Origin of the sequence: Mycobacterium sp. Root265, assembly GCF_001428895.1 — a bacterium.
Taxonomy (GTDB): domain Bacteria; phylum Actinomycetota; class Actinomycetes; order Mycobacteriales; family Mycobacteriaceae; genus Mycobacterium.
Map to the genome: position 1 here is coordinate 348,726 of NZ_LMJA01000029.1, position 24,072 is coordinate 372,797.

The following is a 24,072-nucleotide window of genomic DNA, read 5'->3' on the forward strand; positions in this document are numbered from 1 at the left end:
ATGGGTAAACACCTTGACGCCGCGAAGGCGTACGTATCCCGTGACGCCGCGGGGCTCCTGGCCGGCGGGCGATATGCGCTCGTGCACACCCGCAGCATGGAATTCGACGAACTGCGCCCCTACGTCCCCGGCGACGACGTGCGCGACATCGACTGGAAGGCCTCCGCCCGCTCCGGGCATACGCTGATCAAACAGTTCGTCTCCGAGAAGCACCACAAGATCCTGATCGTCGCCGACACGGGCCGTAACACCGCCGCCCTCACACCCACTGGACAACGGAAAAAGGAAGTGGCGGCGCACATCATCGGCGCGGTCGGACTCGTCACGCTTCCCCGTTCCGACGAGATCGGCATGGTCGCCGGTGATCGCCGGGGCAGTATCGACATCCGACTGCGCCGCGGCGAGACCCATATCGAGCGCATTTTGCACCGCTTCATCCAGCAGACGGACACCAACCCGGACCGCAGCGACATCGTCACCCAGCTGGAATGGGTCGCTCGGCACTACCGGCACCCGATGCTCATCGTGATCGTCTCGGACGAACCCGAGCTCGACGAACGTCTGCGGGAGGTGTTGCCGCCGTTGACCGCGCGCCACGACGTGCTGTGGGCCATGGTGACCGACATGCCCGCCATCGGCACGGATGCGGCGGGGGTGGGTTACGACGTCGCCGACGGCCGGACACTGCTCGACGCGGACATCGTGGGCCACCGCGTCATCACGGCCTACCGGCAGGCCGAGGAGCTACGCCGCGCGCAGTTGTCGGAGTTCCTCACCGCGCGGCGCATTCCGCACGCGCGCATAGCCTCCAGCAACGGCATCATGCCCGCGCTGGTGGCGATGACGGGGGTGTACGCGCGTGCCGGATGATCTGCTGGGCAGCATCATCGGCCCGACGCCGTACTCGTCGATCTGGGTGTGGATCGCCGCGGTGCTGACGGTGCTGACGGTGCTCTGGTACGTCGGTGTGTTCTGGTGGACCGCGCCAGGACGCACGCGCAGTGAGCCGTCGGTGATCGGCTCGGCGCGCGTCGCGCTGCAGCGGCGCCGAGCGCTACGGGCCATCCAGGCAGTCCAGAATGCATATCGCACAGGTGAACTGGCGGCCACCGCCGCCGCGGCAGCGCTCAGCGAGGAAGTCCGGCGTTTCCTGCACGACGCCACCGGTGTGCGCACCGAGTACGTCCAGGTGCCGGACATCGCGACGGCCTCCGGGGGAGTGTTGGCGCCCGCCGCAGCGGTGCTCACCGATCTGGAGGACGTCCAGTTCAATGCGGACTCCACCGTGGATATGTGTGCAGCCGGGCAGGCCGCCGAGGAACTGGTGCGGCAATGGACGTGATCTATTGGGGCGCAGCGATCGTCGGCTGTGTGGCGTTGGCCGCCTGCATCGCGGGGGCCCTACTGTCGCCGCGTCGCGACCAACCCGACACGCTGCGGGCCCTGGCCAACACCAGCCGGCTGACCAGCCTGCCCGAGTATGCGCGTGCCGTCCGCAGGCACACCATCACCGCCGCCGCGGCCGTGGCGGTCCTGGTACTGGCCTTTGTGGCAGCGGCACTTGCGGCATCCAGGCCGACCGGTCTGCCTGCACTGAACCAAGCCGCCGGATCCGAGCAGCCCGAGGACATCATGGTCTGCGTCGGCGCACCGGCCGAGGACCCGGCTGTCAACGGCACCCTGCGGTACTTCGCCGAGGCGGTGCGCGAGTTCGGCACCGAGCGCATCGGCCTCACGTCGCCGGACCGGCGACTGATACCGCTGACGCGCGACTACCAGTATGCGGCAGGCCGATTCGCCGGGTACGCCCAACCTCAACGACTGGTCTCGTCGGTGGTGTACGCCGACTACACCGCCACCATCGAAGATGTCCTGGCGATGTGCCTGACCGGATTCCCCGAATTCGACGCCGGCGCCCCGGTGCGCCGCTCGCTGATCTACGTGGGGCCCGCAACGCTGGGTGAGGACGCACGGACATCGCTGTTCACCGCACAGCAGGTACGCGATCTGGCCACCACGGCCGGGGTACAGGTCAACGCCATCACCGACGATGACGGATTGCCCGCGGAACTCGCCCGTCAGACCGGCGGCCGTGTCCAGTCCGATGTCGGCGATATCCGCAGTCACCCGCCGGCGCCGCAACCGGACGCTGGCGGCGCGTCGGTGCAGTCGGCCGAAACGCCGGATCTGCTGCTGATCGTGGCCCTGCTGGGAGTCGTCACCCTGCTGGCCTGGCCATTGGTGGTGCGGCGATGACGCTCCGTAAAGCCGGGTTGGCGCTCGCCGCCATGCTCCTGCTGACCGCGCTGTTTCGCCCCACCCTCGGCGGCGGCGAAGCATCGGTGACCAGAATCGCCGGCGAGGGAGAACCGAACATCTTCCTGATCGTGGACCGATCCGAGGAGATGTCCACCCGAATGGCGCTGGCTCGCGACGATATCAACGCCGTCATCGACCGGTATCCGGGTGCCCGCTTCTCGATGATCAGCTTCGATGCGCGCCCATCGCTGGACTGGCCGCTGTCGGCCGATTCGTGGAGTCTGCGCCCGATCATCGCGGCAGCAGAGCCCTACTCGCGAGGCGACGATGTCATGACCAATGCCGGTGCGGCCAGCACCGTGTTGCGGTATCAGCTGATCAGCGCGCTGCAACAGTATGCCAAGGCCGAGAATCTGGTGTTCTACTTCGGGGCCGGCGCACCGGAATCGACGGTGCCGCAACGCGAATTCCAGGTTCCGGACAACGCGGTCGACGGCGGTGCGGTGCTCGGATACGGCGCGGGCGGCGCCCCGGTGCTGCAGTCCGTTGCCGATCAGCTCGGGGTGGACTACCTGCAGCGCGAGCAGGTCCCATCGGTGACCGAGGCGATACCCGAGCCCGAAGAACTCGAGCAGACGCCGGACAACCCCTCGACCGCTTCGGGATTCGAGCTTTACTGGGTGCTGGCCGGCATCGCCGCTCTGCTGATCCTTGTCGAGCTCTACCACGCGCTGCGCCATCTGCGCCGCACCCGCCTCGACCGGATCGTGGTGGGCCGATGACCCTTCGGCGGCGATTGCTGATCTACTCCGCACCGGTGGTGTTCGTGGTGCTGATCCTGGTGGTCAAGCTGGTGTCGGTGGTGGTGGCGGGAAATGCCGCGGTCACGCACTTCTCCGAATCCGACGTGACGGCGCTGTCCGACGATGCCGCAACGCTGCAGACCCTCAACATCATCGAGCCCGCCAAGGCCCATTTCGCCGCGGGCACATCGGCGGTTCTGCGAAACCGCCTGGACGAGGCCGACCGCGAGTTCTCACGCGCGCTCGCCAGTACCGATCACGACGAATCATGCGACTTCCGAGTCAACCTCGAACTCGTCCGGGAGTCCCGCGGAGACGCCGCCGCGGCGATGTTCGAGGCACAGAAAGCGGTCGATCACTACCTCGGCGCGAAGCAGGTCGTCGAGGGGGCGCCCGCGGGCTGTTTCGATGCCGACGTAGCGGTTCGTCTCGACGCCAAGATCGCGGCGGTGACGGCACCGCCACCCCCGCCCCCGCCGAGCCCCCCGCCGGTCTCGGCGCCCGCCGCCGCGGCACCGGGCAGTGCGCCGACCGCCGAGCAGGAGTATGTGCTCGATCCCGGGCAGGGTGACCCCCTGGAGAAGCTGCAACAGATCCTGCGAGACGCGGCGGGCTAACCTTGAAGTGCGTTCTTCCGCAGCGTGTCCGGGCGTGATTATCTTCTCCCATGATTGTCAGCGCGCAACGGTTCCGCTTCAGACCCGACGTCACCGACGAGCAGAAGTCACACGCGATCGCGGCGATCACCGCCGTCTCGCGGCTGGAGTCGGTGGCCTTCGCCGTCGTGGGCCAGGATCTCGGCGACCCGCAGGAAGGGTTCACCCACGGCTACCTGGTAGGTATCGCGGATCTCGACGCCCTCGAACGATATTTCCGGGACCCGGTGCATGCCGCCGGTGACCGAGCCTTCCTGCCACTCCTCGAAAGAGTCTCCGGAAGCGGCATTTCCGACGATGCGGATCCCGAGCTCCGCGACAAGGTGGTGGCCCTGCATGCCGCACGGGTTCAGCGCGACCCCGAATATGCCGAGTTGCTCAGCGCGATCCCGCAGTCGGCGCTGCTGCACGAGGATCACTGACGTCGAAGGCCTCCTGCGCGGCGATGAGCGCGCCGGCGTTGTCCCGGATCCAATCCGTCAATCCACCGAGGTGCGTACCGAGTTCGGTGCCCAGCGCGCTGAGCCCGTAGGTGACCCGGGGCGGATTCACCGGCTCCACTGCGCGCCAGACGAGCCCGTCACGGACAAGGACCCGCAAGGACTGGGACAGCACCTTGTCGGTGACGCCCTCCACCGCATTGCGCAGTTCGTAGAACCGCAGATCGCCCCGGCGCAGCGCGAGCAGGATCAGCACGCCCCATTTGCCGGTGACGTGGTCGATGACCTCCCGTGCGGGGCAGTCCTGACGCAGCACCTCGTCCACGCCTCGAGCCTAAGCTACCGTGACCTACGGGAAGAGGAGGATCAGCATGGAAATGCTTGCCATGGCAAAGGTTCTGGTCGCCGGGTCCGTCGCGATGAGTTTCGCGCTCGCCGGTTGCGGGTCGAGTTCGACGCCGGAGCAGAGCACCGAACCGACCGCGAGTTCACAGACGCCGACGCCCGAGCAGCCCTCCGCACAAACCGTCGGGGACTACCTGGAGGACAACGGCATCACCATGGCCCCGGTGAAACGGGGTGACCCCGGCTCGCCGGAACTGAACCTGCCGATTCCGCCCGGGTGGAGCGACCTCGGCCCGGACACCCCCGAGGACGCCTGGGGCGGCATCGCGCTCACCGAGCCCGCCTCGGACAATCCACCCGCCATCATCGCCAGAATGGCCAAGCTCTCCGACGACGCCGACCACGCCAAAATCCTCGAACTCGCCCCCAACGCGGTGAAGAACCAGCCGGGCTACAACGGGCCCGATACCGGACAGCCCAGCAAGTTGGGCGGATTCGATGCGATGGAAATCGCGGGCACGGTCGAGCAGAACGGACAGACGGTGTTCGTGGCGCGCAAGACGGTGGTGATCCCCGGCCAGGATGCGCTCTATCTGTTGGCGCTGGACGCGCAGGGCACACCGGATCAGCAGGAGGCGCTGATCCTTGCGATGGAGACCATCGACGCGGATACGACCATCACCCCTTAGCTGGGCTTCGTATATCGTCGGAGGCATGACTTCAGTGACGGTAATCACAGGCGGCGCCGGCGGTATGGGTGTGGAGACCGCCAAGATCGTCGGCCGGGACCACACGGTGGTGTTGTGCGATGTCCGACAGGACCGTCTGGACACGGCCGTCGCGACGTTGCGTGAGCTCGGTGTCACCGCGACGACGGTGAACTGCGATGTCACCGACCGAGCGGCCGTCGACGAATTGTTCGACACGGCAGCCGGTCTCGGAATCATCGCCGCAGTCGTTCACACCGCAGGGGTGAGCCCGGCGATGGGTGACGCCGAGTACGTCATCCGGACGAACGCACTCGGCACGGTCAATGTCAACGAAGCCTTCTACGACAAGGTCGGCGCGGGCGGCGCCATCGTCAACGTGGCCTCGATGGCCGCCCACATCCTGCCCGAGGAACTCATACCGGTCGCGGCGTTTCCGCAGGCCCTCACCGACGAAGCGGCTTTTCTGGCCGCGACGCTGGCCGGTTGCGATATCGCCGGTGAACAGCAGCGCTCGGGCATCGCGTACGCCATCAGCAAGAACTTCGTGAAGTGGTACAGCAGCGCACAGGCCGAACGCTTCAACGGCCGTGGGCTGCGCATCGTTTCGGTGTCGCCGGGCTCCGTCGACACCGAGATGGGCCGCCTGGAGGAGGCCGGTGGCGCCGGGGCACTGGTCGCCGACGCCGCGGTGCCGCGCTGGGGGAAGCCCGAGGAGATGGCCGAACTCTTCGCCTTCTGCGTCAGCGACAAGGCCGGCTACCTCACCGGGACCGACATTCTCAACGACGGCGGGGTGGTCGCCTCCATCCGGGAACGCGCCAGAGCGGGTTCGAATCCCTAGCCAGCGGGCATAGATATCGGCATGACCGCCACGGTGGCCGAGGTGGGTGGCATCACCGATCTCGCACGGTTCTACGCCGACCCGCCCCTCGGCGTGCGCGCCAACATGATCTTCAGCGCGGACGGTGCCGCCGCGTTCGCGGGCCGGGCCGGGCCGCTGTCGAATCCTGTGGACCAGGAACTGCTGCGTGTGCTGCGGGGCTACGCAGATGTGGTGCTGATCGGCGCGGGTACCGCCCGCGCCGAGAATTACGGTCCGGTGCGGCTCTCCGAAACACAGCAGGCCGAACGAGATGCCGAAGGCAGACCCGATCCGCCACCGATCGCGGTCGTCAGCCGGACCGGCAACCTGCCGGCCAGACTGTTGAGCGATCCCTACCAGCCGCCGATCCTGGTCACCACCGAGCGGGCCGCCCCGCCTCGCCACGGACCCGTCGACCGGCTGTCCCGGGTGTTCGCGGCCGGCGCCGAGGACGTGGATCTGGTGCGGGTGGTCAAGATGCTGGGCGAGGCCGGGATGCCTCGCATCCTGTGCGAAGGTGGGCCGACACTACTCGACGAGTTGGTCGAAGCGGGTGCGGTCGATGAGATCTGTGTGACTCTGGCACCCAAACTCGCTGCGGCCCAACCGGTTCGCGCGGTGGTGCAGCTGTCCCCGTTGGCGGTGCCCGTCGGGATGCAGCTGGACCACGTTCTCGTGCACCAGGACTACGTGTTCCTGAAGTACCGGAGGTGATTGTGCGGCTGCGACGCAGTGCCCTCGACGGTCCCGGAATCACCCGTCGGAGAAGCGGAAAGGGGTTCTCCTACCAAGCCCCGGACGGGACCCGGCTCGACGATGCGGATGCGCTGGCGCGGATCAGGGATCTCGTCATCCCGCCGGCCTGGCAGAAGGTATGGATCAGTCCGCATGCCAACGCGCACATTCAGGCCGTCGGCACCGATGCCGCCGGGCGCCGGCAGTACCTCTATCACCAGGCCTGGCAGGACGAACGCGCCGAAGAGAAGTTCGACCGGGTGCTCGACATGTCGACGCAGTTGCCCGCCTGGCGGGAGCGCATCGCCGAGGACCTGGCCGGACGCGGCCTCAGCCGGGATCGGGTGCTGGCACTGGCCCTGCACCTGCTGGATCTGGGGTACTTCCGTGCCGGGGGAGAGCAGTACGCCGAGGAGCACGAGTCCTACGGCCTGGCCACCCTGCAGTGCGAGCACGTGACGCTGCGCGGCGGTGCGGCGGCGTTCGATTATCCCGCCAAGAGCGGTGTGCGGCGCACCATCGAGATCGAGAATCCCGAGGTGGTGCGCGCGGTCAAGGCGCTGCTCCGGCGCGATGACCGAACAGATCGCCTCCTGGTGTGCCGCAACGGTTCCGGCTGGGTGGACATCCATGCCGCGGATCTGAACGCGCGGTTCAAGGAACTGGTCGGCGAGGAGTACAGCGTCAAGGATCTGCGGACCTGGCACGGTACCGTGTTGGCGGCCACCGCGTTCGCCGAAGCCGATCCGCCCGACACCGAGCGCAAGGCCAAGCGCGCCGTGTCGGCCGTGATGAAACAGGTATCCGAGGAGCTGGGTAACACTCCTGCCGTGGCGCGGAACTCCTATGTGGACCCCCGGGTCGTCGCCGGCTACCACCAGGGGGCCACCATCGCCGCGGCGGTCAAACGCGCCGCGAAACAGAAGGATCAGGCCGCCGCCTGCACCCTCGAAAAAGCCACTCGCTCCCTGGTCCGCAAGATCGCCAAGAGCTGATCGGGTTTCGCCGGGGGCCCGTCCGGGCACTCGATCCACCGGAGGTGATGACGATGCCGAACTCGTCGATCAAGAACGAGAAGATGTACGAAGACCTGCGTGAAGAGGGCAATTCCAAGGAGAAAGCGGCGCGTATCTCCAACGCGGCTGCGGCGCGGGGAAAGTCGTCCGTGGGGCGTAAGGGCGGCAAGTCCGGTTCCTACGAGGACTGGAATGTGGCGGACCTCAAGAAGCGCGCCAAGGAACTCGGCATGACGGGTTACTCCAGCCTGACCAAGGACAAGCTCGTGGCCAAGCTGCGTAACCACTGAAGCTATTCGCTGATCCCCAGTCTGTCCGCGAGCACGAGGAAGGCCGCCGCGAAGTCATTGTCTGCGGTGTCGCGGCGGACCGCCTGCCAGTCGACTCTCTCGCGTACCGCCCGCGCGGCCGGCAGCAGCGAGGTGAAATCACAGTAGTGCTCGTTCAGCGCCCGTAACTTCTGGGTCAGCACGAAGGTCACCGGTAGCACCGGCATCCGGATGGCAATGACATCGTGCTCCTCGGCGCAGTCCAACGTCTCGGGGGTCACGGGAACACCGTTGAGCCGGTGCAGCACATCGACCAGCACCTCGTCGGCGTGCGCCTTGAACAGCCAGTCCTCGGGCGGACGCTCGATCCGGAAGCCGGCCTTGCAGAGGGTGGTCGCGGCCGCCTCGGTGTCGACTTCCGCGACGACGAAGTCGACGTCATGCACCGGTTCCGGTCCGCCCGACACCCACAGGGCGTAGCTGCCGGCCAGGGCGAACCTGGGACCGTGTTCTTTCAGTGCCGACGCCGCGGTGCGAAGTGCGGCCCGCAACTCCTCATGTGTCGACATCGCGCTCCTCCAGTTCTTGCGTGCCCCAACCTGGGTACCCAAGGGGCATGCGCTTTGCGACCTTCAACATCCTGCACGGCCGCACCGTCGGTGACGGCGTCCACCCAGACCGTCTGGCGGAATGTGTGCGCCAACTCGATCCCGACATTCTGGCCTTGCAGGAGGTGGACCTCGAGCAGCAGCGATCGGGACGTTCGGATCTGACCGCGGTCGCCGCGGAGGCCATGGGTGCGGAGTCGCACCGGTTCGTCGCCGCCATCTCCGGGACGCCGGGGGCCACCTGGATGGCGGCCACCGGAGAGGAACAACCCGGCACCGCCGCCTATGGTATTGCGTTGCTGTCGCGGTTTCCCGCGACGAGCTGGCAGGTGGTCCGACTGCCGCGGATCCCCATGAGGTTTCCGATGTATCTGCCCGGACCCGACAAAGTGATGATCGTCAACGAAGAGCCCAGGGCCGCGGTGATCGCGCAACTCGATACGCCGCTGGGCCCGATGTCCGTTGCCAACACCCACCTTTCGTTCGTTCCCGGGTGGAACCGCAGGCAGCTGCGGCGCTTGATGAAAGATCTCAGAGGTCTGCCCGGACCGCACATCCTGGCCGGTGATCTCAACCTCACTCCGGAAGCGGCCTCGAAGTGTTCGGGTCTGCGGCCGCTGGCCACCGCCCCCACGTTTCCGGCAGAGGCGCCCACACGACAGCTGGATCACATCCTCACCGACGACCCTGCGCTGTGCGCCCGGAACAGCACCGCCCCGGCCGCCGGGTTGTCCGATCATCGCCCGCTGGTCGTCGACATCGAACTGGGTTAATCCGCAGATCGCGCTTCCGCACCGGTTTCCCCGGCATCGAAATCGTCATCGGAACCCGTGCGGCCGACATAGGAGCCGCCGTCTTCGTGATCCGCGCGGGAGCTCGCGACCTTGGGATCGTCCTGCACATCGGTCTCGCCCGTTTCGGAGTCCCGCTTCTCGCCATCTGGATTGCTCATGGTCATGGAATACCCAGGTTTGGCTTGTGCAAGCGCGGGAAGACAGTCACCCATGGCTACCTATCGAGTTCTGAATCCGCACGGCGACGTTGTCGACACCAAAGACATCGAAAGCGCCGGGGACGCCCACGCCTGGTTCGTCGACGCCAAGGCCGACAACTCCGAACTCGGCTGGCGGATGGAAGTCCAATCCGATGACGGCTGGGCGTTTTTCGACGACAGTGAGGGCTCGCCCGACTAGGTCGACATATCGATGATCAGGCCCACCGCGGCCGCCGCGAAGATGAGGATGAAGATCGCCAGCGCTATCAGCGACACGATCTGCGTCCGGGTGTAGCGGTGGCGGGGCCGCGGTTCTGGCTCGGACAGACCCGATGTCTGCGCCGAATCCGGCGGCGTGCTGCCGGGGGTGACCCCGCCGCCGGGTTCGAGGTCGGGGGTCTGGCTCGGATCGGGATCGGGCGGTTGCGCGGTCATGGCAATTGAGTGCCCGGCCCACCGCGCGGTAAACGCGCCTTGTTTGACCACCCCATCGCGGGGAACACAAAGGCCATGACATCTTTGTGGCTCGACGGCCGCTCCGAAACCGCCAACCCGGCGCCCCCGCTCGACACGCGATATGACGTCGTCGTCGTGGGCGCCGGGATCACCGGTCTGTGCACCGCACTGCTGTTGGCGAGGTCCGGAAAGAGCGTGCTGGTGCTGGAGGCCCGTCACGTCGGCGCGGGTACCACCGGTAACACAACCGGGAAGTTGAGCCTGCTACAAGGCACCAAGCTGTCGCGGATCAAATCCAAACACGGCGACCAGGTCCTGCGTGATTATGTGGCGGGCAATGTGGAGGGACGCAACTGGTTGGGCCGGTTCGGCGAAGCGCATGGGGTGGCGATCCAGCACGAAGACGCCTACACCTACGCGCAGTCTGCCGAGGGTGTCGATGCCGCCAGGGCGGAGCTGGAGGCATGCCGCGCGGCCGGCCTTCCCGCGCAGTGGGCCGGTGACGCCGACGTGCCCTTCCCGTTTCACGGTGGTGTGCTGTTGCCCGATCAGGCCCAGCTCGATCCGCTCCCGTTGCTGGATGCCTTCGTCGGCGAGCTTGTGCGGCATGGCGGCACCGTGGCAGAAGGCGCGCGGGTCACGTCGGTCTCGGTGGGCAAACCGTTACGGCTCACCGTCGCGCTGGCCGATCACGCCGACACCCGGACCGTCACCGCGGACCACTGCATCTTGGCCACCGGCATTCCCATCCTGGACCGCGGCGGCTTCTTCGCGAAGGTCAAGCCGAAGCGGTCTTACTGTGTGGCCTTCGACGTCCCCGGTGACATCACCCGCCCGATGTTCCTGTCCACCGACTCGCCGACCCGATCCATCCGCTACGCCCCCACGCCGGACAAGGACCTACTCATCGTCGGCGGCGCCGGCCATACGGTCGGCCGGGCCAGCGACGCCGCCCGGTCGGTCGGGGAGTTGTTGCATTGGGCCAAGCAGCACTATCCGGGCGCGACCCAGACCCATTTCTGGTCGGCGCAGGATTACTCGCCGATCGACGAACTTCCCTACGCGGGACCGATTCTCCCCGGCGCTCAGCATGTCTGGGTCGCCACCGGATTCGACAAGTGGGGCATGACCAACGGTGTGGCGGCCGCACTCGCGCTGTCCGGGCAGATCCTCGGTGGCCACATGCCGTGGGCCGGTGCCTTCGCTGCCTGGAGTCCGCACGAGCTACTCGGGCTGACCACGGCGTTGAAACAGAATCTGTCCGTCGGCTATCACCTGGCCAAGGGGTGGGTGGCGCCGCTCGCGAGAGATGACGCCCCGGCGGAAGGCCAGGGTGTCGTCGCGGGACCGCCGTGGCATCTGCACGCCGACAGCGTGGTGGACGGTGTCGAACGCACGGTGTCGCCGGTGTGCCCGCACCTGGGTGGCATCGTGAACTGGAACGACGCCGACTGCGCGTGGGAATGTCCTTTGCACGGTTCGCGATTCGCGCCGGACGGCACCCTGTTGGAGGGACCGGCCACGCGAGGTCTCACACCCGCGGCCGCCGACGTTTCGGCCGGACACTGAAGGGTATTTCTGAGCCATGAGAGCAGTCACCTGGCAGGGGAAACGCGACGTACGGGTGGAGCAGGTGCCCGATCCGAGGATCGAAGAGCCCACTGATGCCATCATCGAGGTCACCTCGACGAACATCTGCGGGTCGGACCTGCATCTGTATGAAGTGCTGGGTGCCTTCATGAGCCCGGGCGATATCCTCGGTCATGAGCCGATGGGCATCGTCCGCGAAGTCGGTTCCGGGGTCACCAATTTGGCGGTCGGCGACAGGGTGGTCATTCCGTTCCAGATCTCCTGCGGCAGCTGTTTCATGTGCGATCGCGAGCTGTACACCCAGTGTGAGACCACGCAGGTCCGTGAACAGGGAATGGGTGCCGCACTGTTCGGATACTCCGAACTCTACGGCCAGGTCCCGGGCGGACAGGCCGAGCTACTGCGGGTGCCGCAGGCGCAGTTCACCCACATCAAGGTTCCCGACGGTCCGCCCGATTCCCGATTCGTCTATCTCTCCGATGTCCTGCCGACCGCTTGGCAGGCCGTCGCCTACGCGGACATCCCCGAGGGCGGGTCGGTGACCGTGCTGGGGCTGGGACCCATCGGTGACATGGCCGCCCGGATCGCGGCGCACCTCGGATACGACGTCATCGCGGTCGACCGGGTACCCGAGCGGCTGAAGCGCGCGCAGGACCGCGGGATACGCACCATCGACCTCGGCGTGCAGGAGAACCCCATCGGGGATGTCATCCGGGAGCTGACCGGTGGCCGTGGCACCGATTCCGTCATCGATGCCGTGGGAATGGAGGCCCATGGTTCGCCGATCACCAAGGCGGCACAACAACTCACCGGAATCCTGCCGGATTTCCTGGCCAAGCCGTTCATGGAGAAGGCCGGTGTGGACCGCCTCGATGCGCTGTACTCGGCCATCGACATCGTCCGGCGTGGCGGCACCATTTCGCTGATCGGGGTCTACGGCGGCATGGCGGACCCCTTGCCCATGCTCACCCTGTTCGACAAGCAGGTGCAGATCCGGATGGGACAGGCGAACGTCAAGAAGTGGGTGCCCGAGATCCTGCCCCTGCTGACCGATGACGATCCGCTGGGAGTTGACGGCTTCGCCACCCACACCCTGCCCCTCGACGAGGCGCCGCACGCGTATGACATCTTCCAGCGCAAGGCCGATGGCGCCGTGAAGATCATTCTCAAACCGTAGTGCTGAACTGGAGTTGTGTAGCCGGGCGACGATCCGGGTAGGCATAACGCTGCCCGGGGGTTACTCGACGTCTACGCGAAAACCGAAGGACAGCAACTTGGTACGTGATTTGAAGCACAGCCGCAGGACCCTGCTCAAACTTCCACTTCTCGCACCACCCGCCGTCGCACTGGCCAACGCCCCGCGCGCCGCGGCCACGCCGGGTCGTTGGTCCAACGACCGGGCGCACCGCTGGTTTCGCGGACAGGGCTGGCTGGTCGGCGCGAACTACATCACCTCGAACGCGATCAATCAGCTGGAGATGTTCCAGCAGGGCACCTTCGACCCGCAGCGCATCGACGGCGAATTGCGGATGGCCCGATCAATGGGGTTGAACACCGTGCGGGTCTTCCTGCACGATCAGCTGTGGACGCAGGACCGCGTGGGCTTTCAGCGGCGACTCGCGCACTTCGTCGACATCGCGGCCCGGCACAGCATCAAACCGCTACTGGTGCTTTTCGATTCGTGCTGGGATCCGCTGCCCAGGAGCGGCCCGCAACGTGCTCCCCGACCGGGCGTCCACAACTCCGGCTGGGTGCAGAGCCCGGGTGCCGAGCGGCTCGATGACCGGCGCTACCGCCAGGTGCTGCAGGAGTACGTGGTGCGCATCCTGACCCAGTTCCGCAACGACGAACGCGTCCTGGGCTGGGACCTGTGGAACGAACCCGACAACCCGGCGGCGGTCTACAAGACGGTGGAGCGCGACGACAAACCCGAACTCGTCGCCGACCTGCTACCGCAGGTGTTCCGCTGGGCGCGCACGGTGGATCCGGTGCAGCCGTTGACCACCGCGGTCTGGGAAGGGGAGTGGGGAGATGCGTCGAAGCGCAGTGACATGGCAGGCATCCAGCTCGATCTCGCCGACGTGCTCACCTTTCACAGCTATGACAATCCGGCCGGCTTCGAGGGCAGGATCAACGAACTCCAGCCGTGGGGCCGGCCCATCATGTGCACCGAATACCTGGCGCGCACCGAGGGAAGCACCATCGAAGGAGTGCTGCCGGTGGCCAAACGTCGTCACGTCGGCGCGTACACCTGGGGGTTGTTCGCGGGCAAGACGCAGACCTGGCTGCCGTGGGACTCTTGGGATCACCCGTACCTGAAGCCCCCGAAGGAATGGTTCCACGATCTGGCGTTTGCCGACGGGCGTCCCTACCGGGGGCGTGAGATCGACACGATCAGGAAGCTGACTGGATCTGGATGAGGTTGCCGCAGGTGTCATCGAGCACCGCGGTCACCACCGGACCCATCTCGGTGGGCTGCTGGGTGAAGCGCACGCCCAGACCGCTCAGCCGAACGAACTCGGCGCGCACATCGTCGACCTCAAAGGCGGTGAACGGAATACCGTCGCGCACCAGTGCGTCCTTGAACGGCTTGGCCGCCGGATGTCCGTCGGGTTCCAGCACCAGTTCGGTGCCATCGGGTTGGTCGGGTGACACCACGGTGATCCAGCGCGCCGCACCCATCGGGATGTCGTGTTTGGGCCGGAAGCCGAGCGTGTCGGTATAGAAGCGCAGCGCCTTGTCCTGATCATCGACCATCACACTGGTCAGGTTGATTCGCACCCGTCCAGGCTAAAGGCGGAACATCTCCCGTGCCATCGCGGCGTCCTCGATCATCTTGTCGCGCTGGGGCGGGTAGTGCCGACGGTCCCGCGGTGTGCGGGCCGGCCGGTCCGTGCGCTGCAGACTGCGCAGCAGGGCGGCCAGGAGTCCGGCGGACGGATGGGCATTTGTCAGTGAGGCCATGGTTGGCTCCTCTCGCTTCAGCGAAAGTAACATAAGAAATAGAAGTGCACTAGATGAAAAGTAAGTTCACCCCGAAAACGAGTAGCGATGAGTAGCCTGAAGTCATGACCCGACGGAATTACAGCCAGTTCTGCGGCCTGGCCCACGCGCTCGACGTCGTGGGTGAGCGCTGGACGCTGCTGATCGTGCGCGAACTCAGCTCGGGCCCCAAGCGCTACACGAACCTGGCCGACGCGCTGCCCGGGATCGGGACCAGCCTGTTGGCGACCCGGGTCCGTCAACTCGAAGCCGATGGGGTGATCCAGCGCCGGTTGCTGCTCGACCAGCCGAGCTCGGCAGTGGCCTATGAGCTCACCGACGCCGGCCGCGAGCTGGCGACCGCCGTGATACCGCTGGCGCTGTGGGGCGCCCGCCACCAGCTCGTCGAGGCCGACGCCGGGGGCGAGGTGTTCCGTGCGGAATGGGCGCTGGGTTTCCTTGCGGGCAGCGGCGCTGGCGGCGTGCCAGTTGGTGTGGCAGCACTGTACGAATTTCACATCGGTGACAGCGTGGCGTGCCTGCGTATCCGCGACGGCCGGATGTCGGTGGCTCCCGGTCCCGCCGACACTCCCGCCGACGTGGTGGTCCGCACTTCGGCGGGCGTCCTCGGGGCCATCGCCGGTCAGCGCACCACCATGGCCGAGGCGGTCGGTGCCGGCCAGGTGGAGGCGACGGGCGACGCGACCGCGATCGGCGTCCTGGTCGGGATCGTCGAGCGCAGCGTGTCGGTCTTCAGTCCCGCCTAGGTCCCTGACAACCCCGCCTTGACCTGCCGGGTCAGCTCGTCGGCCAGGATCTCGCGGTCCCCGGCGAACAGGCCGTCCAGAGCCAACCTGGCGACCTCCGCGGGATCGGTCTTCTGATCGGCGGGGATGTAGCTGACCATGTCGGTGTCCATGTATCCGACGTGCAGAGCCGACACCTGAATACCCTTGGGAGACAGCTCGTCACGTACAGCATCGGTGAGTGCCCACGCCGCCGCCTTGGCCGAGGAATACGCACCGCTGGTCGCTGGGTGCAACCAGGACAGCACCGACAGCACGTCGAGAATCGCACCGCCGCCGTTGCGTTCGATGACGGGGGCGAATGCGCGAATGACCTGGAGTGTCCCGAAGAAGTGAGTTTCCATCTCAAGGCGGATGTCGTCCATCGTCCCATCGAGCAGGCCGGCCCGGGTGGAGACGCCGGCGTTGTTGATCAGGACGGTGACGTCACCGGCGATCTCCGCTGCGCGGCGGATGGATTCGGGATCGGTGATGTCGAGCTGGACCGGTATGACGCCGGGCAGGTCGACGGTTTCGGGTCGTCGCGCCGCCGCGTAGACCTTGGCCCCGCGGGCGGACAGTTCCGCGGCGAATTGCCGTCCGAGACCGCGGTTGGCGCCGGTCACCAGTGCAGTTACCTGTTGTGTGTTCATACTTGATCTGAACAGATCCGCCGCGCGAAAACGACCTGAGCGGAGCAGGTTTGCAGGTAGCCGGTAGAGCGTCAGTCCAGCAGACCGGCATCGACCAGCCGGATCACCGCGGCACCTTCCTCGTCGGAAGCCTCCAGGTCGACCTCGGCCAGCAGGGCCCAGTCGTGGTCGCCGGCCGGGTCGTCCAGAATTTGGCGTACCCGCCACACGCCGGGCTGCCGCTCGATGATCAACAGCGCCGGACCTCGCGCGTCGGCGCCGGTACCCACATCGTCGTGCTCGGCGAAGTAATCCTCGCCGACCTCTTGCCAGCGTTCAGCCGTCCATCCCGAGGCCGCGTCCAATTCTCCCAGGTCGTACCAGCGCCGACGCGAGAACAACTCGACCCTGCGGAAGAGCGCGTTGCGCACCATGGCCGTGAATGCCCGCTCATTACCGGTCAGCGGGCGCGGGCGGGCCGGTACCGCCACCGGGACATCGTGCGGCTGATCCGGACTCGTCAGCTGCTCCCACTCGTCGAGCAGGCTCGAATCGACCTGCCGCACAAGCTCACCGATCCACTCGACGATATCGTTGAGCTCCTCGGTGCGCGCGGTGGCGGGCACTCCCGAGCGCAGTGCCTTGAAGGCATCGGACAGGTAGCGCAGCACCGCGCCTTCGGAGCGGGTCAGGCCGTACTGGCTGACGTACTCACGGAAGGTCATGGCGCGCTCCCACATCTCGCGCACCACGGACTTGGGTGAGAGCTGGCCGTCGGCGGCCCACGGGTTGGTCTGCAGATACACCGCGTACGCGTGGCCGAGCAGCTCCTGCAGCGGCTTGGGATAGGTCACGTCATCGAGCAGTTCCATCCGCTCGTCGTACTCGATCCCCTCGGCCTTCATCGCCGCGACGGCCTCGCCCCGCGCCTTCTTCAGCTGGGCGGCCATGATCTGCCGAGGATCTTCCAGCGTCGCCTCGATGACCGAAACCACGTCCAGGGCATAGGTTTCCGACGCGGCATCGAGGGTGTCCACCGCGGCCAGCGCAAACGTGGACAGCGGCTGGTTGAGCGCGAAATCCCGTGGGAGGTCCACCGTCAGGCGGTAACGCCGCCCGTCGGCCTCCGGCTCGGGCAGCCGCTCCAGGACGCCGGCCTGCAGCAGTGAGCGGGCGATGCCGACGGCCTCGCGGATGAGCCGGAGCTGACGTTTGCGCGGCTCATGATTCTCCGTCAGCAGCCGCCGCATGGCGATGAAGGGGTCGCCCGGCCGGTCCACGACGTCGAGGATCATCGCCGTCGTCACCTTCATATTGCTGTGCAGGGCCTCCGGCGTGGCCTCGATCAACCGGGTCATGGTCTTCTCGCTCCAGGGCACCATGCCCTCGGGAATCTTGCGGCGCACCAGCTTCCGGCGCTTCTTCGGGTCGTCGGCCACCTTGGCGAACTGCTTGAGGTTCTCCACCTCATGGTCGGGGGCCTGCACCACCACGGTGCCCGCGGTGTCATAGCCCGCCCGTCCGGCGCGCCCGGCGATCTGATGGAACTCGCGGGCATTGAGCAGACGGGTCCGGACGCCGTCGTACTTCGACAACGCCGAGAAGACCACGGTGCGGATGGGCACGTTGATGCCGACCCCGAGAGTGTCGGTGCCGCAGATGACCTTCAACAGACCGGCCTGGGCGAGCTGTTCCACGAGGCGGCGGTACTTGGGCAGCATCCCGGCGTGGTGCACGCCGATCCCGTGGCGGACCAGCCGGGACAGGGTGGACCCGAAGGCCGTCGAGAACCGGAACGCGCCGATCATGTCGGCGATCGCGGCCTTCTCCTCCTTGGTACTCACGTTCACACTCATCAGGGCCTGCGCCCGCTCCAGCGCCGAGGCCTGGGTGAAATGCACGACGTAGATCGGTGCCTGTTTGGTGTTCAGCAGGTCGGCGATCGTCTCGTGCATGGCGGTGGTGGCATAGGAGTAGAAGAGCGGCACCGGCCGTTCGGCACCGGTGATCAGTGCGGTCTCCCGACCGGTCCGGCGGGTCAGGTCGTCACGGAGGAACGTGACATCGCCGAGCGTGGCCGACATCAACAGGAACTGGGCGCGGGGCAGTTCCAGCAACGGCACCTGCCAGGCCCAGCCGCGGTCCGGGTCGCCGTAGAAGTGGAACTCGTCCATCACCATCAGGCCGATATCCGCGTCGGCACCCTCGCGCAACGCGATGTTGGCCAGGATTTCGGCGGTGCACGCGATGATCGGCGCATCGGCGTTGACCGCGGCGTCGCCGGTGAGCATGCCGACGTTGGCCGCACCGAACACCTCGCACAGGGCGAAGAACTTCTCGCTGACCAGTGCCTTGATCGGGGCGGTGTAGAAGCTGGTGCGGTCCGCGGCGAGCGCCGCGTAGATGGCGCCGGTGGCCACCAGGGATTTACCGGAGCCGGTGGGCGTGGCGAGGATGACGTTGGCGCCGCTGACCAGTTCGATCAGCGCTTCCTCCTGCGCCGGGTACAGCACCGTGCCGCCGGCGGCGGCCCACTCGCCGAACGCGCTGAACAACCCGTCGGGATCGGACCCGACTGCGGGCAGGGGTAAGGCGTCCATGGTGACCATCAGCCTGCCCGACGCCGGGTAAGCACGCCACGGCGGGCAATATCAACTACTTGTCATTCAACCGGTACGGCGATACCGTCTTGGCATGGCGCGTTTCCCGAAACCGGCAGAGGGCAGTTGGACCGAGCACTACCCGGAGTTGGGTACCGGCCCGGTCTCCTATGAAGACTCGATCAACCCGGAGATCTATGAACTGGAACGCCAGGCGATCTTCAAACGAGCGTGGCTGAACGTCGGGCGGGTCGAGTTGCTGCCGCGCAAGGGCAGCTACTTCACCAAGGAGATGAAGGCCGCCAACACCTCGATCATCGTGTGCCGCACCACCAAAGGTGAGGTGAAGGCCTACCACAATGTCTGCAGACACCGCGGCAACAAGCTGGTCTGGAACGACAAGCCGTTGGAAGAAACCAGTGGGACCTGCCGCCAGTTCATCTGCAAGTACCACGCCTGGCGCTATGACCTGGAAGGCAAACTGACCTACGTCCAGCAGGAGGAGGAGTTCTTCGACCTGGACAAGGAGCGCTACGGCCTCGTGCCGGTGCACTGCGAGGTGTGGGAAGGCTTCATCTTCGTCAACTTCGCCGCCGAACCGGAACAGACGCTGATCGACTTCCTCGGCCCGATGATCACCGATCTGGCCGGTTACCCGTTCGACAAGATGACCTCGCGGTTCACCTATCGCTCCGAGGTGAAGGCGAACTGGAAGCTCTACATGGACGCCTTCCAGGAGTTCTATCACGCACCGGTGCTGCATGCGAACCAGACGCCCACCGCGTACTCCAAGGCCGCCGCACAAGCCGGGTTCGAGGCGCCGCATTACCGCATCGATGGACCGCACCGTCTGGTGAGCACGTCCGGTGTGCGGCCCTGGGAGATGGCCGACGAATTGCGCAAGCCGATCGAGGACATCTGCAAGAGCGGTCTGTTCGGGCCGTGGGACGCTCCCGATCTCGGTGCGATGCCGGTGGGCCTGAATCCTGCCAAATGCGAACCGTGGGGCCTGGATTCGTTCCAGTTGTTCCCCAACTTCGTCATCCTGTTCTGGGGTCAGGGTTGGTATCTGACCTATCACTACTGGCCGACGTCATACAACACCCACACGTTCGAGTGCACGTTGTACTTCCCGCAGCCACGCACGCCGCGGGAACGTCTGGGCCAAGAACTGGCGGCGGCGACGTTCAAGGAATACGGGCTGCAGGATGCCAACACCCTGGAGGCGACCCAGACCAGCATCGAATCCCGTGCGGTGGAACAGTTCCTGTACTGCGATCAGGAGATACTGCTGCGGCACCTGCACAAGGAGACCGCATCGTGGATCGACGCCTACCAGCGGGAGAGTGAGCAACGTGCTACCAGTGGAATTCGCTGACCTGGAACAGTTCTCGGACTGGTGCCTGGCCACCGAGGCGCAGCGCTACAGCAAGCGGCTGGGCAGCACCATGGTCGAGATGCAGCCCTTCTACGACGCCATCACCGCACGCGCCGAAGAGGCTATTACCTACTGCGACAAATTCAGCCTCGACGATATGCCCGAGGATGTGCTCAACCTGATGCGCCTGCTGTATTCGATGGTGACGGTGTCGTTCTCGGTGGAGTGCTGGAAGCAGCCCCGGGTGCCGGATTCCGGAGCCACCCGGCTGGACTGCGTATACGAGCCGGTTCCGTGACCGTAACCGTTCTGCGGGCAGACCGCTGGGCCGATGTCGTCACCGGCGAGATCCACACGCCGGCCGTGTTGGTGATCGAGGGCAATCGCATCACCGCCGTCAATCCCGAAGGCCCGCTGCCTGATTCGGCCGTCGAGATCAATCTGGGCGACGTGACGCTGCTGCCCGGCCTGATGGATATGGAGCTGAACCTGCTCATCGGGGGCCCCGGAAGTCCGGAGGGTCTGCCGACACCCATGCACGGCGTGCAGGACGACCCGGCGTATCGCACCCTGCGGGGAGCGGTCAATGCGGCCACCACGTTGAACGCGGGATTCACCACCGTGCGCAACCTGGGCCTGATGGTGAAGACCGGTGGGTATCTGCTCGATGTCGCGCTGCAGCGGGCCATCGACCAGGGCTGGCACCCCGGCCCGCGCATCTGGCCGGCCGGACATGCCGTCACACCCTATGGCGGGCACCTCGATCCGACGGTGTTCCAGCGACTGGCGCCCGGCGTGATGCCGCTGTCGGTGGCCGAGGGCATCGCCAACGGAGTGCCCGACGTCATCGCCTGCGTGCGCTATCAGGTCCGGCACGGCGCCAAGCTGATCAAGGTGTCGGCATCCGGCGGGGTGATGTCCCACAGCACATCGCCGGGCGCCCAGCAGTACTCGGACGCCGAGTTCGAGGCGATCGCCGACGAGGCGCACCGCGCGGGGGTACGGGTGGCTGCGCATGCGGTGGGCGACAAGGCCATTCAGGCGTGCATTCGCGCGGGCATCGACTGCATCGAGCACGGTTTCCTCGCCAGCGATGAGACGATCCAGATGATGGTCGACCACGGGACCTTCCTGGTCTCCACGACCTATCTCACCGATGCCATGGCCATCGACCGCATCGCGCCGGAGCTTCGCAAGAAGGCTCTGGAGGTCTTCCCGAAGGCGAAGGCGATGCTGCCCAAGGCGATAGCGGCCGGGGTCCGCATCGCCTGCGGCACCGATGCGCCGGCGATCCCGCACGGCCAGAACGCCAAGGAACTCGGCGCGCTGGTGGAGCGCGGGATGACCCCGATGCAGGCCATCAAGGCCGCCACGGTCATCAGCGCTGAACTCATCGACGCCGACGACGAGCTGGGCCGGTTGGCCCCGGGTTACCTGGCAGACATCATCGCGGTGCCCGGGGATGTCTCCACCGATATCACCGCCACGCTGGACGTCCGGTTCGTCATGAAGGACGGGGTCATCGTCAAACAGGTGTAGCGCCAGGGACCGGCCGGATGTGCGCTAGCGTCATCGTGAATCCAGCAGTAGGCGATGGGCGGCAGAGAAATGAGCGTAGAACTCACAGACAATGTCCTGTGGCTGCTCAAGCAGGCCTTCTACTTCTCCCTGACCAGTGTCAACGACGCGGTCAAGCCCCACGGCGTCAGCACCGCACAGATCGGCGTGCTGCGGCAGCTGACCAATCAGCCCGGTCTGTCCGGCGCCGAACTCGCACGTCGGCTGTTGATCAGTCCGCAGGGCGTTCAGCTGGCGCTCACCGCTCTGGAGAAGCGCGGTCTCGTGGAGCGCAAGCAGGACCCCCAGCACGGCCGGATCCTGCAGGCTTTTCTGACCGATGAAGGTCGTGCGGTCGCCGCGGCAGTGGTCAGCGACGCCGTCGCCGCACACGACAAGGTATTCGGGGTGCTCAGTCGCGAGGAGCAGGAGCAGTTGCGCACTTTGCTCAGCCGGGTGGTCGAGCAGGGCACCGGTCATACCCTGTACGCGGACCACGTCGACCCCTGATCAGCCGTTACCGCTCCTACATATCTAGTACTTGAGATATATGACAAGTACTTGATAACCTTGTGGAGATGACCTCCCCGAGCGAAGCTGCCGCCGAAACCGCCGACGCGGACGGCTTCACATCGCTGCGGATCAAGGATGTGGTGCGCGAGACCGACGACGCGATCTCGATCGTCTTCAATGTTCCGCCGCACCTGGCCGAGCACTTCTCCTACCGCGCCGGGCAGTACCTCGCGCTGCGCGTCCCGGTGGACGGACAGGAGTACCGCCGCTGCTACTCGATGTCGTCCTCGCCGGTGAAGCACCAGGACCTGCGGGTCACCATCAAGCGTGACCGTGACGGCGTGGTGTCCAACTGGCTCAATGACCATGCGGCACCGGGGGATCGGATCAGTGTCGCAGCACCCGAGGGTCGCTTCGTCCGCTCCGGCAACGGTCGTGAGCTGGTGGCGTTTGCCGGCGGAAGCGGTATCACGCCGGTGTTCTCGCTGATTCAGACCGAGTTGGCGGAGTCCACCGGCCGCGCGCGGTTGCTCTACGCCAATCGTGAGGTGAAGTCGGTCATCTTCAGGGAGGCTCTCAACGGCCTTGTCGATGAGCACGGTGACCGCTTCGGACTCCAGCATCACCTCGACGTCGAGCAGGGCGTGGTGACCGCGGAGAAGATCGCCGCGTTCATCGCCGAGACCGGAACCGATGCGGACTGTTTCGTCTGTGGGCCGGGCCCGTTCATGGACACTGTCGAGCGGGCACTGCTGGCCGCCGGAGTCCCGGCGGAGCAGGTGCATCTGGAGCGCTTTACCGTGGCGCCGATCCCGACCCCGTCGCCCGGCGCCCCGGTGACCGAGACCGTGACGATCGAGCTGGACCGGGAAACGGTCACGGTGGACTACCGGGCGGGACACACCCTGCTGCAGATGGCCCGGATGGCGGGGCTCAGGGCGCCCTCATCCTGCGAAACAGGTTCGTGCGGAACGTGTATCGCGCAGGTGACCGAAGGCAGCGCGCGCCTGCTGAACAATGACGCGCTCGACGAGGACGAGATCGCCGAGGGACTCGTGGTCACCTGTCAGGCGCTACCCACCAGTGCGACCATTCGGTTCGTCTATGAGTAACAACAGGAGGATGCGATGAGTCGCGTTGCAGTGGTGACCGGCGGGGCATCCGGGATGGGTGAGGCCACCTGTCATGAGCTGGGCCGGCGCGGCCACAAGGTCGCCGTCTTCGATGTGAATGCGCAAGCGGCCCAACGGGTCACCGACGAGTTGCGCGCCGAGGGAATCACCGCGGTGGCCGTGGCCGGGGACGTCTCCGACCGGGTCGCCGTCGACGATGCCTACGCCAAGGTGCGCAGTGAACTGGGCCCGATCGAGATCCTGGTCACCAGCGCAGGGCTGTTCGGGTTCGCGCCCTTCGAGGAGATCACTTCCGAAGCGTGGACGCGCATCATCGAGGTGAACCTCACCGGCACGTTCCACTGTTGTCAGGCCGCCTTGCCGGACATGGTGGCAAGCGGCTGGGGTCGCATCGTGATGATCTCGTCGTCGAGCGCGCAGCGGGGTTCACCGTTCGCCGCCCACTATGCGGCCTCGAAGGGCGCGTTGCTGACCTTGACCAAGTCGCTGGCACGTGAGTACGCCAGCCGCGGCATCACGGTCAACAACATCCCGCCCTCGGGTATTGAAACGCCGATGCAGCACCAGGGCCAGGCTGCGGGGTATCTCAAGAGCAACGAGGAAATCGCCGCGAACATCCCGGTGGGGCATCTCGGCACCGGGGACGATATCGCTGCGGCGGTGGCCTTCCTGTGCTCCGAGGAGGCCAAGTTCATCACCGGCCAGACGCTCGGGGTCAACGGTGGAGCAGTGATGTGATGAGGAGGAGT

31 protein-coding genes are annotated in these 24,072 nt (G+C 66.3%); 23 read left to right on the forward strand and 8 right to left on the reverse strand.

The genetic code is table 11. The features are described 5' to 3' along the window. Genes ASE48_RS22350 through ASE48_RS22375 form a run of 6 tightly spaced genes read left to right on the forward strand, consistent with a single transcriptional unit; the run spans position 1 to position 4,140 of the window. A complete protein-coding gene (locus ASE48_RS22350; RefSeq protein WP_057169317.1) occupies positions 1 to 870 on the forward strand; it encodes a DUF58 domain-containing protein in 870 nt (289 codons plus the stop codon). Continuing rightward, entirely contained in the window at positions 860 to 1,342 is a 483-nt protein-coding gene (locus ASE48_RS22355; protein ID WP_057169318.1) for a hypothetical protein, read from the forward strand. The genes ASE48_RS22350 and ASE48_RS22355 overlap by 11 nt, the downstream gene beginning before the upstream one ends. Next, positions 1,333 to 2,256: a hypothetical protein gene (locus ASE48_RS22360; RefSeq protein ID WP_057169319.1), complete on the forward strand. Its 924-nt coding sequence runs from the start codon at positions 1,333 to 1,335 to the stop codon at positions 2,254 to 2,256. The genes ASE48_RS22355 and ASE48_RS22360 overlap by 10 nt, the downstream gene beginning before the upstream one ends. Further along, positions 2,253 to 3,041: a vWA domain-containing protein gene (locus tag ASE48_RS22365; protein WP_057169320.1), complete on the forward strand. Its 789-nt coding sequence runs from the start codon at positions 2,253 to 2,255 to the stop codon at positions 3,039 to 3,041. Before ASE48_RS22360 ends, ASE48_RS22365 begins: the two co-directional genes overlap by 4 nt. Further along, complete coding sequence (locus ASE48_RS22370; RefSeq protein ID WP_057169321.1) at positions 3,038 to 3,679, forward strand: hypothetical protein; 642 nt, start codon at positions 3,038 to 3,040, stop codon at positions 3,677 to 3,679. The genes ASE48_RS22365 and ASE48_RS22370 overlap by 4 nt, the downstream gene beginning before the upstream one ends. 50 nt (positions 3,680 to 3,729) lie before the next feature. Further along, entirely contained in the window at positions 3,730 to 4,140 is a 411-nt protein-coding gene (locus ASE48_RS22375) for a Dabb family protein (RefSeq protein WP_057169322.1), read from the forward strand. On the opposite strand, the gene ASE48_RS22380 is transcribed toward ASE48_RS22375, so the two are convergent. Next, positions 4,097 to 4,483, reverse strand: a complete 387-nt coding sequence (locus ASE48_RS22380; RefSeq protein WP_057169323.1) for a winged helix-turn-helix transcriptional regulator — start codon at positions 4,481 to 4,483, stop codon at positions 4,097 to 4,099. The two genes, ASE48_RS22375 and ASE48_RS22380, sit on opposite strands and share 44 nt — an antisense overlap. A 46-nt stretch (positions 4,484 to 4,529) precedes the next feature. Here ASE48_RS22380 and ASE48_RS22385 point away from each other — a divergent pair, with 46 nt between their 5' ends. Genes ASE48_RS22385 through ASE48_RS22405 form a run of 5 tightly spaced genes read left to right on the forward strand, consistent with a single transcriptional unit; the run spans position 4,530 to position 8,116 of the window. Further along, positions 4,530 to 5,192 carry an LpqN/LpqT family lipoprotein gene (locus ASE48_RS22385; RefSeq protein ID WP_082614353.1) on the forward strand — a complete coding sequence of 221 codons (663 nt, stop codon included), beginning with the start codon at positions 4,530 to 4,532 and terminating at the stop codon, positions 5,190 to 5,192. 25 nt (positions 5,193 to 5,217) lie between these two features. Next, positions 5,218 to 6,054, forward strand: a complete 837-nt coding sequence (locus ASE48_RS22390) for an SDR family oxidoreductase (protein ID WP_057169325.1) — start codon at positions 5,218 to 5,220, stop codon at positions 6,052 to 6,054. A 15-nt stretch (positions 6,055 to 6,069) separates the two neighbouring features. Next, the gene (locus tag ASE48_RS22395) at positions 6,070 to 6,789 is read left to right on the forward strand and encodes a pyrimidine reductase family protein (protein WP_442928754.1); all 720 of its coding nucleotides are present in this window, start codon (positions 6,070 to 6,072) and stop codon (positions 6,787 to 6,789) included. A gap of 2 nt (positions 6,790 to 6,791) precedes the next feature. Further along, the gene (locus ASE48_RS22400; RefSeq protein WP_057169403.1) at positions 6,792 to 7,805 is read left to right on the forward strand and encodes a DNA topoisomerase IB; all 1,014 of its coding nucleotides are present in this window, start codon (positions 6,792 to 6,794) and stop codon (positions 7,803 to 7,805) included. Positions 7,806 to 7,858: 53 nt separating this feature from the next. Next, complete coding sequence (locus ASE48_RS22405; protein ID WP_057169404.1) at positions 7,859 to 8,116, forward strand: DUF7218 family protein; 258 nt, start codon at positions 7,859 to 7,861, stop codon at positions 8,114 to 8,116. Positions 8,117 to 8,118: 2 nt separating this feature from the next. Here ASE48_RS22405 and ASE48_RS22410 read toward each other — a convergent pair whose 3' ends face one another. After that, positions 8,119 to 8,664: a nucleotidyltransferase gene (locus ASE48_RS22410; RefSeq protein WP_057169327.1), complete on the reverse strand. Its 546-nt coding sequence runs from the start codon at positions 8,662 to 8,664 to the stop codon at positions 8,119 to 8,121. A 47-nt stretch (positions 8,665 to 8,711) separates the two neighbouring features. Here ASE48_RS22410 and ASE48_RS22415 point away from each other — a divergent pair, with 47 nt between their 5' ends. Next, on the forward strand, positions 8,712 to 9,476 hold the full coding sequence (locus ASE48_RS22415) for an endonuclease/exonuclease/phosphatase family protein (RefSeq protein WP_057169328.1): 765 nt from the start codon (positions 8,712 to 8,714) through the stop codon (positions 9,474 to 9,476). Here the strand turns inward: ASE48_RS22415 and ASE48_RS22420 are convergent. Then, complete coding sequence (locus tag ASE48_RS22420; protein ID WP_057169405.1) at positions 9,473 to 9,655, reverse strand: hypothetical protein; 183 nt, start codon at positions 9,653 to 9,655, stop codon at positions 9,473 to 9,475. The two genes, ASE48_RS22415 and ASE48_RS22420, sit on opposite strands and share 4 nt — an antisense overlap. Positions 9,656 to 9,707: 52 nt before the next feature. On the opposite strand from ASE48_RS22420, the gene ASE48_RS22425 reads away from it, so the two are divergent. After that, positions 9,708 to 9,896 (forward strand): hypothetical protein, encoded by a 189-nt coding sequence (locus ASE48_RS22425; protein WP_057169329.1) that lies wholly within the window; start codon positions 9,708 to 9,710, stop codon positions 9,894 to 9,896. On the opposite strand, the gene ASE48_RS22430 is transcribed toward ASE48_RS22425, so the two are convergent. Next, the gene (locus ASE48_RS22430; protein WP_057169330.1) at positions 9,893 to 10,132 is read right to left on the reverse strand and encodes a DUF6480 family protein; all 240 of its coding nucleotides are present in this window, start codon (positions 10,130 to 10,132) and stop codon (positions 9,893 to 9,895) included. The genes ASE48_RS22425 and ASE48_RS22430 overlap by 4 nt on opposite strands. Before the next feature lie 75 nt (positions 10,133 to 10,207). Between ASE48_RS22430 and ASE48_RS22435 the strand changes: the two genes are divergently transcribed. From ASE48_RS22435 to ASE48_RS22445, 3 genes are all read left to right on the forward strand, one after another. Further along, positions 10,208 to 11,722, forward strand: coding sequence for an FAD-dependent oxidoreductase (locus ASE48_RS22435; RefSeq protein WP_057169331.1), 1,515 nt, complete (start codon positions 10,208 to 10,210; stop codon positions 11,720 to 11,722). A 16-nt stretch (positions 11,723 to 11,738) separates the two neighbouring features. After that, positions 11,739 to 12,920, forward strand: a complete 1,182-nt coding sequence (locus ASE48_RS22440) for a zinc-dependent alcohol dehydrogenase (protein WP_057169332.1) — start codon at positions 11,739 to 11,741, stop codon at positions 12,918 to 12,920. A gap of 97 nt (positions 12,921 to 13,017) precedes the next feature. Next, the gene (locus tag ASE48_RS22445) at positions 13,018 to 14,163 is read left to right on the forward strand and encodes a 1,4-beta-xylanase (RefSeq protein ID WP_235571428.1); all 1,146 of its coding nucleotides are present in this window, start codon (positions 13,018 to 13,020) and stop codon (positions 14,161 to 14,163) included. On the opposite strand, the gene ASE48_RS22450 is transcribed toward ASE48_RS22445, so the two are convergent. Together ASE48_RS22450 and ASE48_RS32845 are read right to left on the reverse strand one after the other, a co-directional pair. Beyond that, positions 14,138 to 14,524 (reverse strand): VOC family protein, encoded by a 387-nt coding sequence (locus tag ASE48_RS22450; protein ID WP_057169334.1) that lies wholly within the window; start codon positions 14,522 to 14,524, stop codon positions 14,138 to 14,140. The genes ASE48_RS22445 and ASE48_RS22450 overlap by 26 nt on opposite strands. A gap of 9 nt (positions 14,525 to 14,533) precedes the next feature. Then, a complete protein-coding gene (locus ASE48_RS32845; RefSeq protein WP_156409326.1) occupies positions 14,534 to 14,707 on the reverse strand; it encodes a hypothetical protein in 174 nt (57 codons plus the stop codon). A 104-nt stretch (positions 14,708 to 14,811) separates the two neighbouring features. Between ASE48_RS32845 and ASE48_RS22455 the strand changes: the two genes are divergently transcribed. Next, positions 14,812 to 15,492, forward strand: a complete 681-nt coding sequence (locus tag ASE48_RS22455; protein WP_057169335.1) for a winged helix-turn-helix transcriptional regulator — start codon at positions 14,812 to 14,814, stop codon at positions 15,490 to 15,492. Here the strand turns inward: ASE48_RS22455 and ASE48_RS22460 are convergent. Beyond that, positions 15,489 to 16,163 carry an SDR family oxidoreductase gene (locus tag ASE48_RS22460; RefSeq protein WP_057169336.1) on the reverse strand — a complete coding sequence of 225 codons (675 nt, stop codon included), beginning with the start codon at positions 16,161 to 16,163 and terminating at the stop codon, positions 15,489 to 15,491. The two genes, ASE48_RS22455 and ASE48_RS22460, sit on opposite strands and share 4 nt — an antisense overlap. Before the next feature lie 71 nt (positions 16,164 to 16,234). Continuing rightward, positions 16,235 to 18,742 (reverse strand): DEAD/DEAH box helicase, encoded by a 2,508-nt coding sequence (locus ASE48_RS22465; RefSeq protein ID WP_082614369.1) that lies wholly within the window; start codon positions 18,740 to 18,742, stop codon positions 16,235 to 16,237. Positions 18,743 to 18,836: 94 nt separating this feature from the next. Between ASE48_RS22465 and ASE48_RS22470 the strand changes: the two genes are divergently transcribed. The 6 genes from ASE48_RS22470 to ASE48_RS22495 all read left to right on the forward strand — a co-directional run bounded on the left by ASE48_RS22470 (position 18,837) and on the right by ASE48_RS22495 (position 24,061). Next, positions 18,837 to 20,120 (forward strand): aromatic ring-hydroxylating oxygenase subunit alpha, encoded by a 1,284-nt coding sequence (locus ASE48_RS22470; RefSeq protein ID WP_057169338.1) that lies wholly within the window; start codon positions 18,837 to 18,839, stop codon positions 20,118 to 20,120. After that, complete coding sequence (locus ASE48_RS22475; protein ID WP_057169339.1) at positions 20,089 to 20,418, forward strand: hypothetical protein; 330 nt, start codon at positions 20,089 to 20,091, stop codon at positions 20,416 to 20,418. The genes ASE48_RS22470 and ASE48_RS22475 overlap by 32 nt, the downstream gene beginning before the upstream one ends. Further along, entirely contained in the window at positions 20,415 to 21,659 is a 1,245-nt protein-coding gene (locus ASE48_RS22480) for a metal-dependent hydrolase family protein (protein ID WP_057169340.1), read from the forward strand. The genes ASE48_RS22475 and ASE48_RS22480 overlap by 4 nt, the downstream gene beginning before the upstream one ends. Before the next feature lie 69 nt (positions 21,660 to 21,728). Continuing rightward, on the forward strand, positions 21,729 to 22,187 hold the full coding sequence (locus ASE48_RS22485) for a MarR family winged helix-turn-helix transcriptional regulator (protein ID WP_442928748.1): 459 nt from the start codon (positions 21,729 to 21,731) through the stop codon (positions 22,185 to 22,187). Positions 22,188 to 22,255: 68 nt separating this feature from the next. Next, positions 22,256 to 23,302 (forward strand): ferredoxin--NADP reductase, encoded by a 1,047-nt coding sequence (locus ASE48_RS22490; protein ID WP_057169406.1) that lies wholly within the window; start codon positions 22,256 to 22,258, stop codon positions 23,300 to 23,302. Between the two features lie 15 nt (positions 23,303 to 23,317). After that, positions 23,318 to 24,061 (forward strand): SDR family NAD(P)-dependent oxidoreductase, encoded by a 744-nt coding sequence (locus ASE48_RS22495; protein ID WP_057169342.1) that lies wholly within the window; start codon positions 23,318 to 23,320, stop codon positions 24,059 to 24,061. The last annotated feature ends 11 nt before the right edge of the window (positions 24,062 to 24,072 follow it).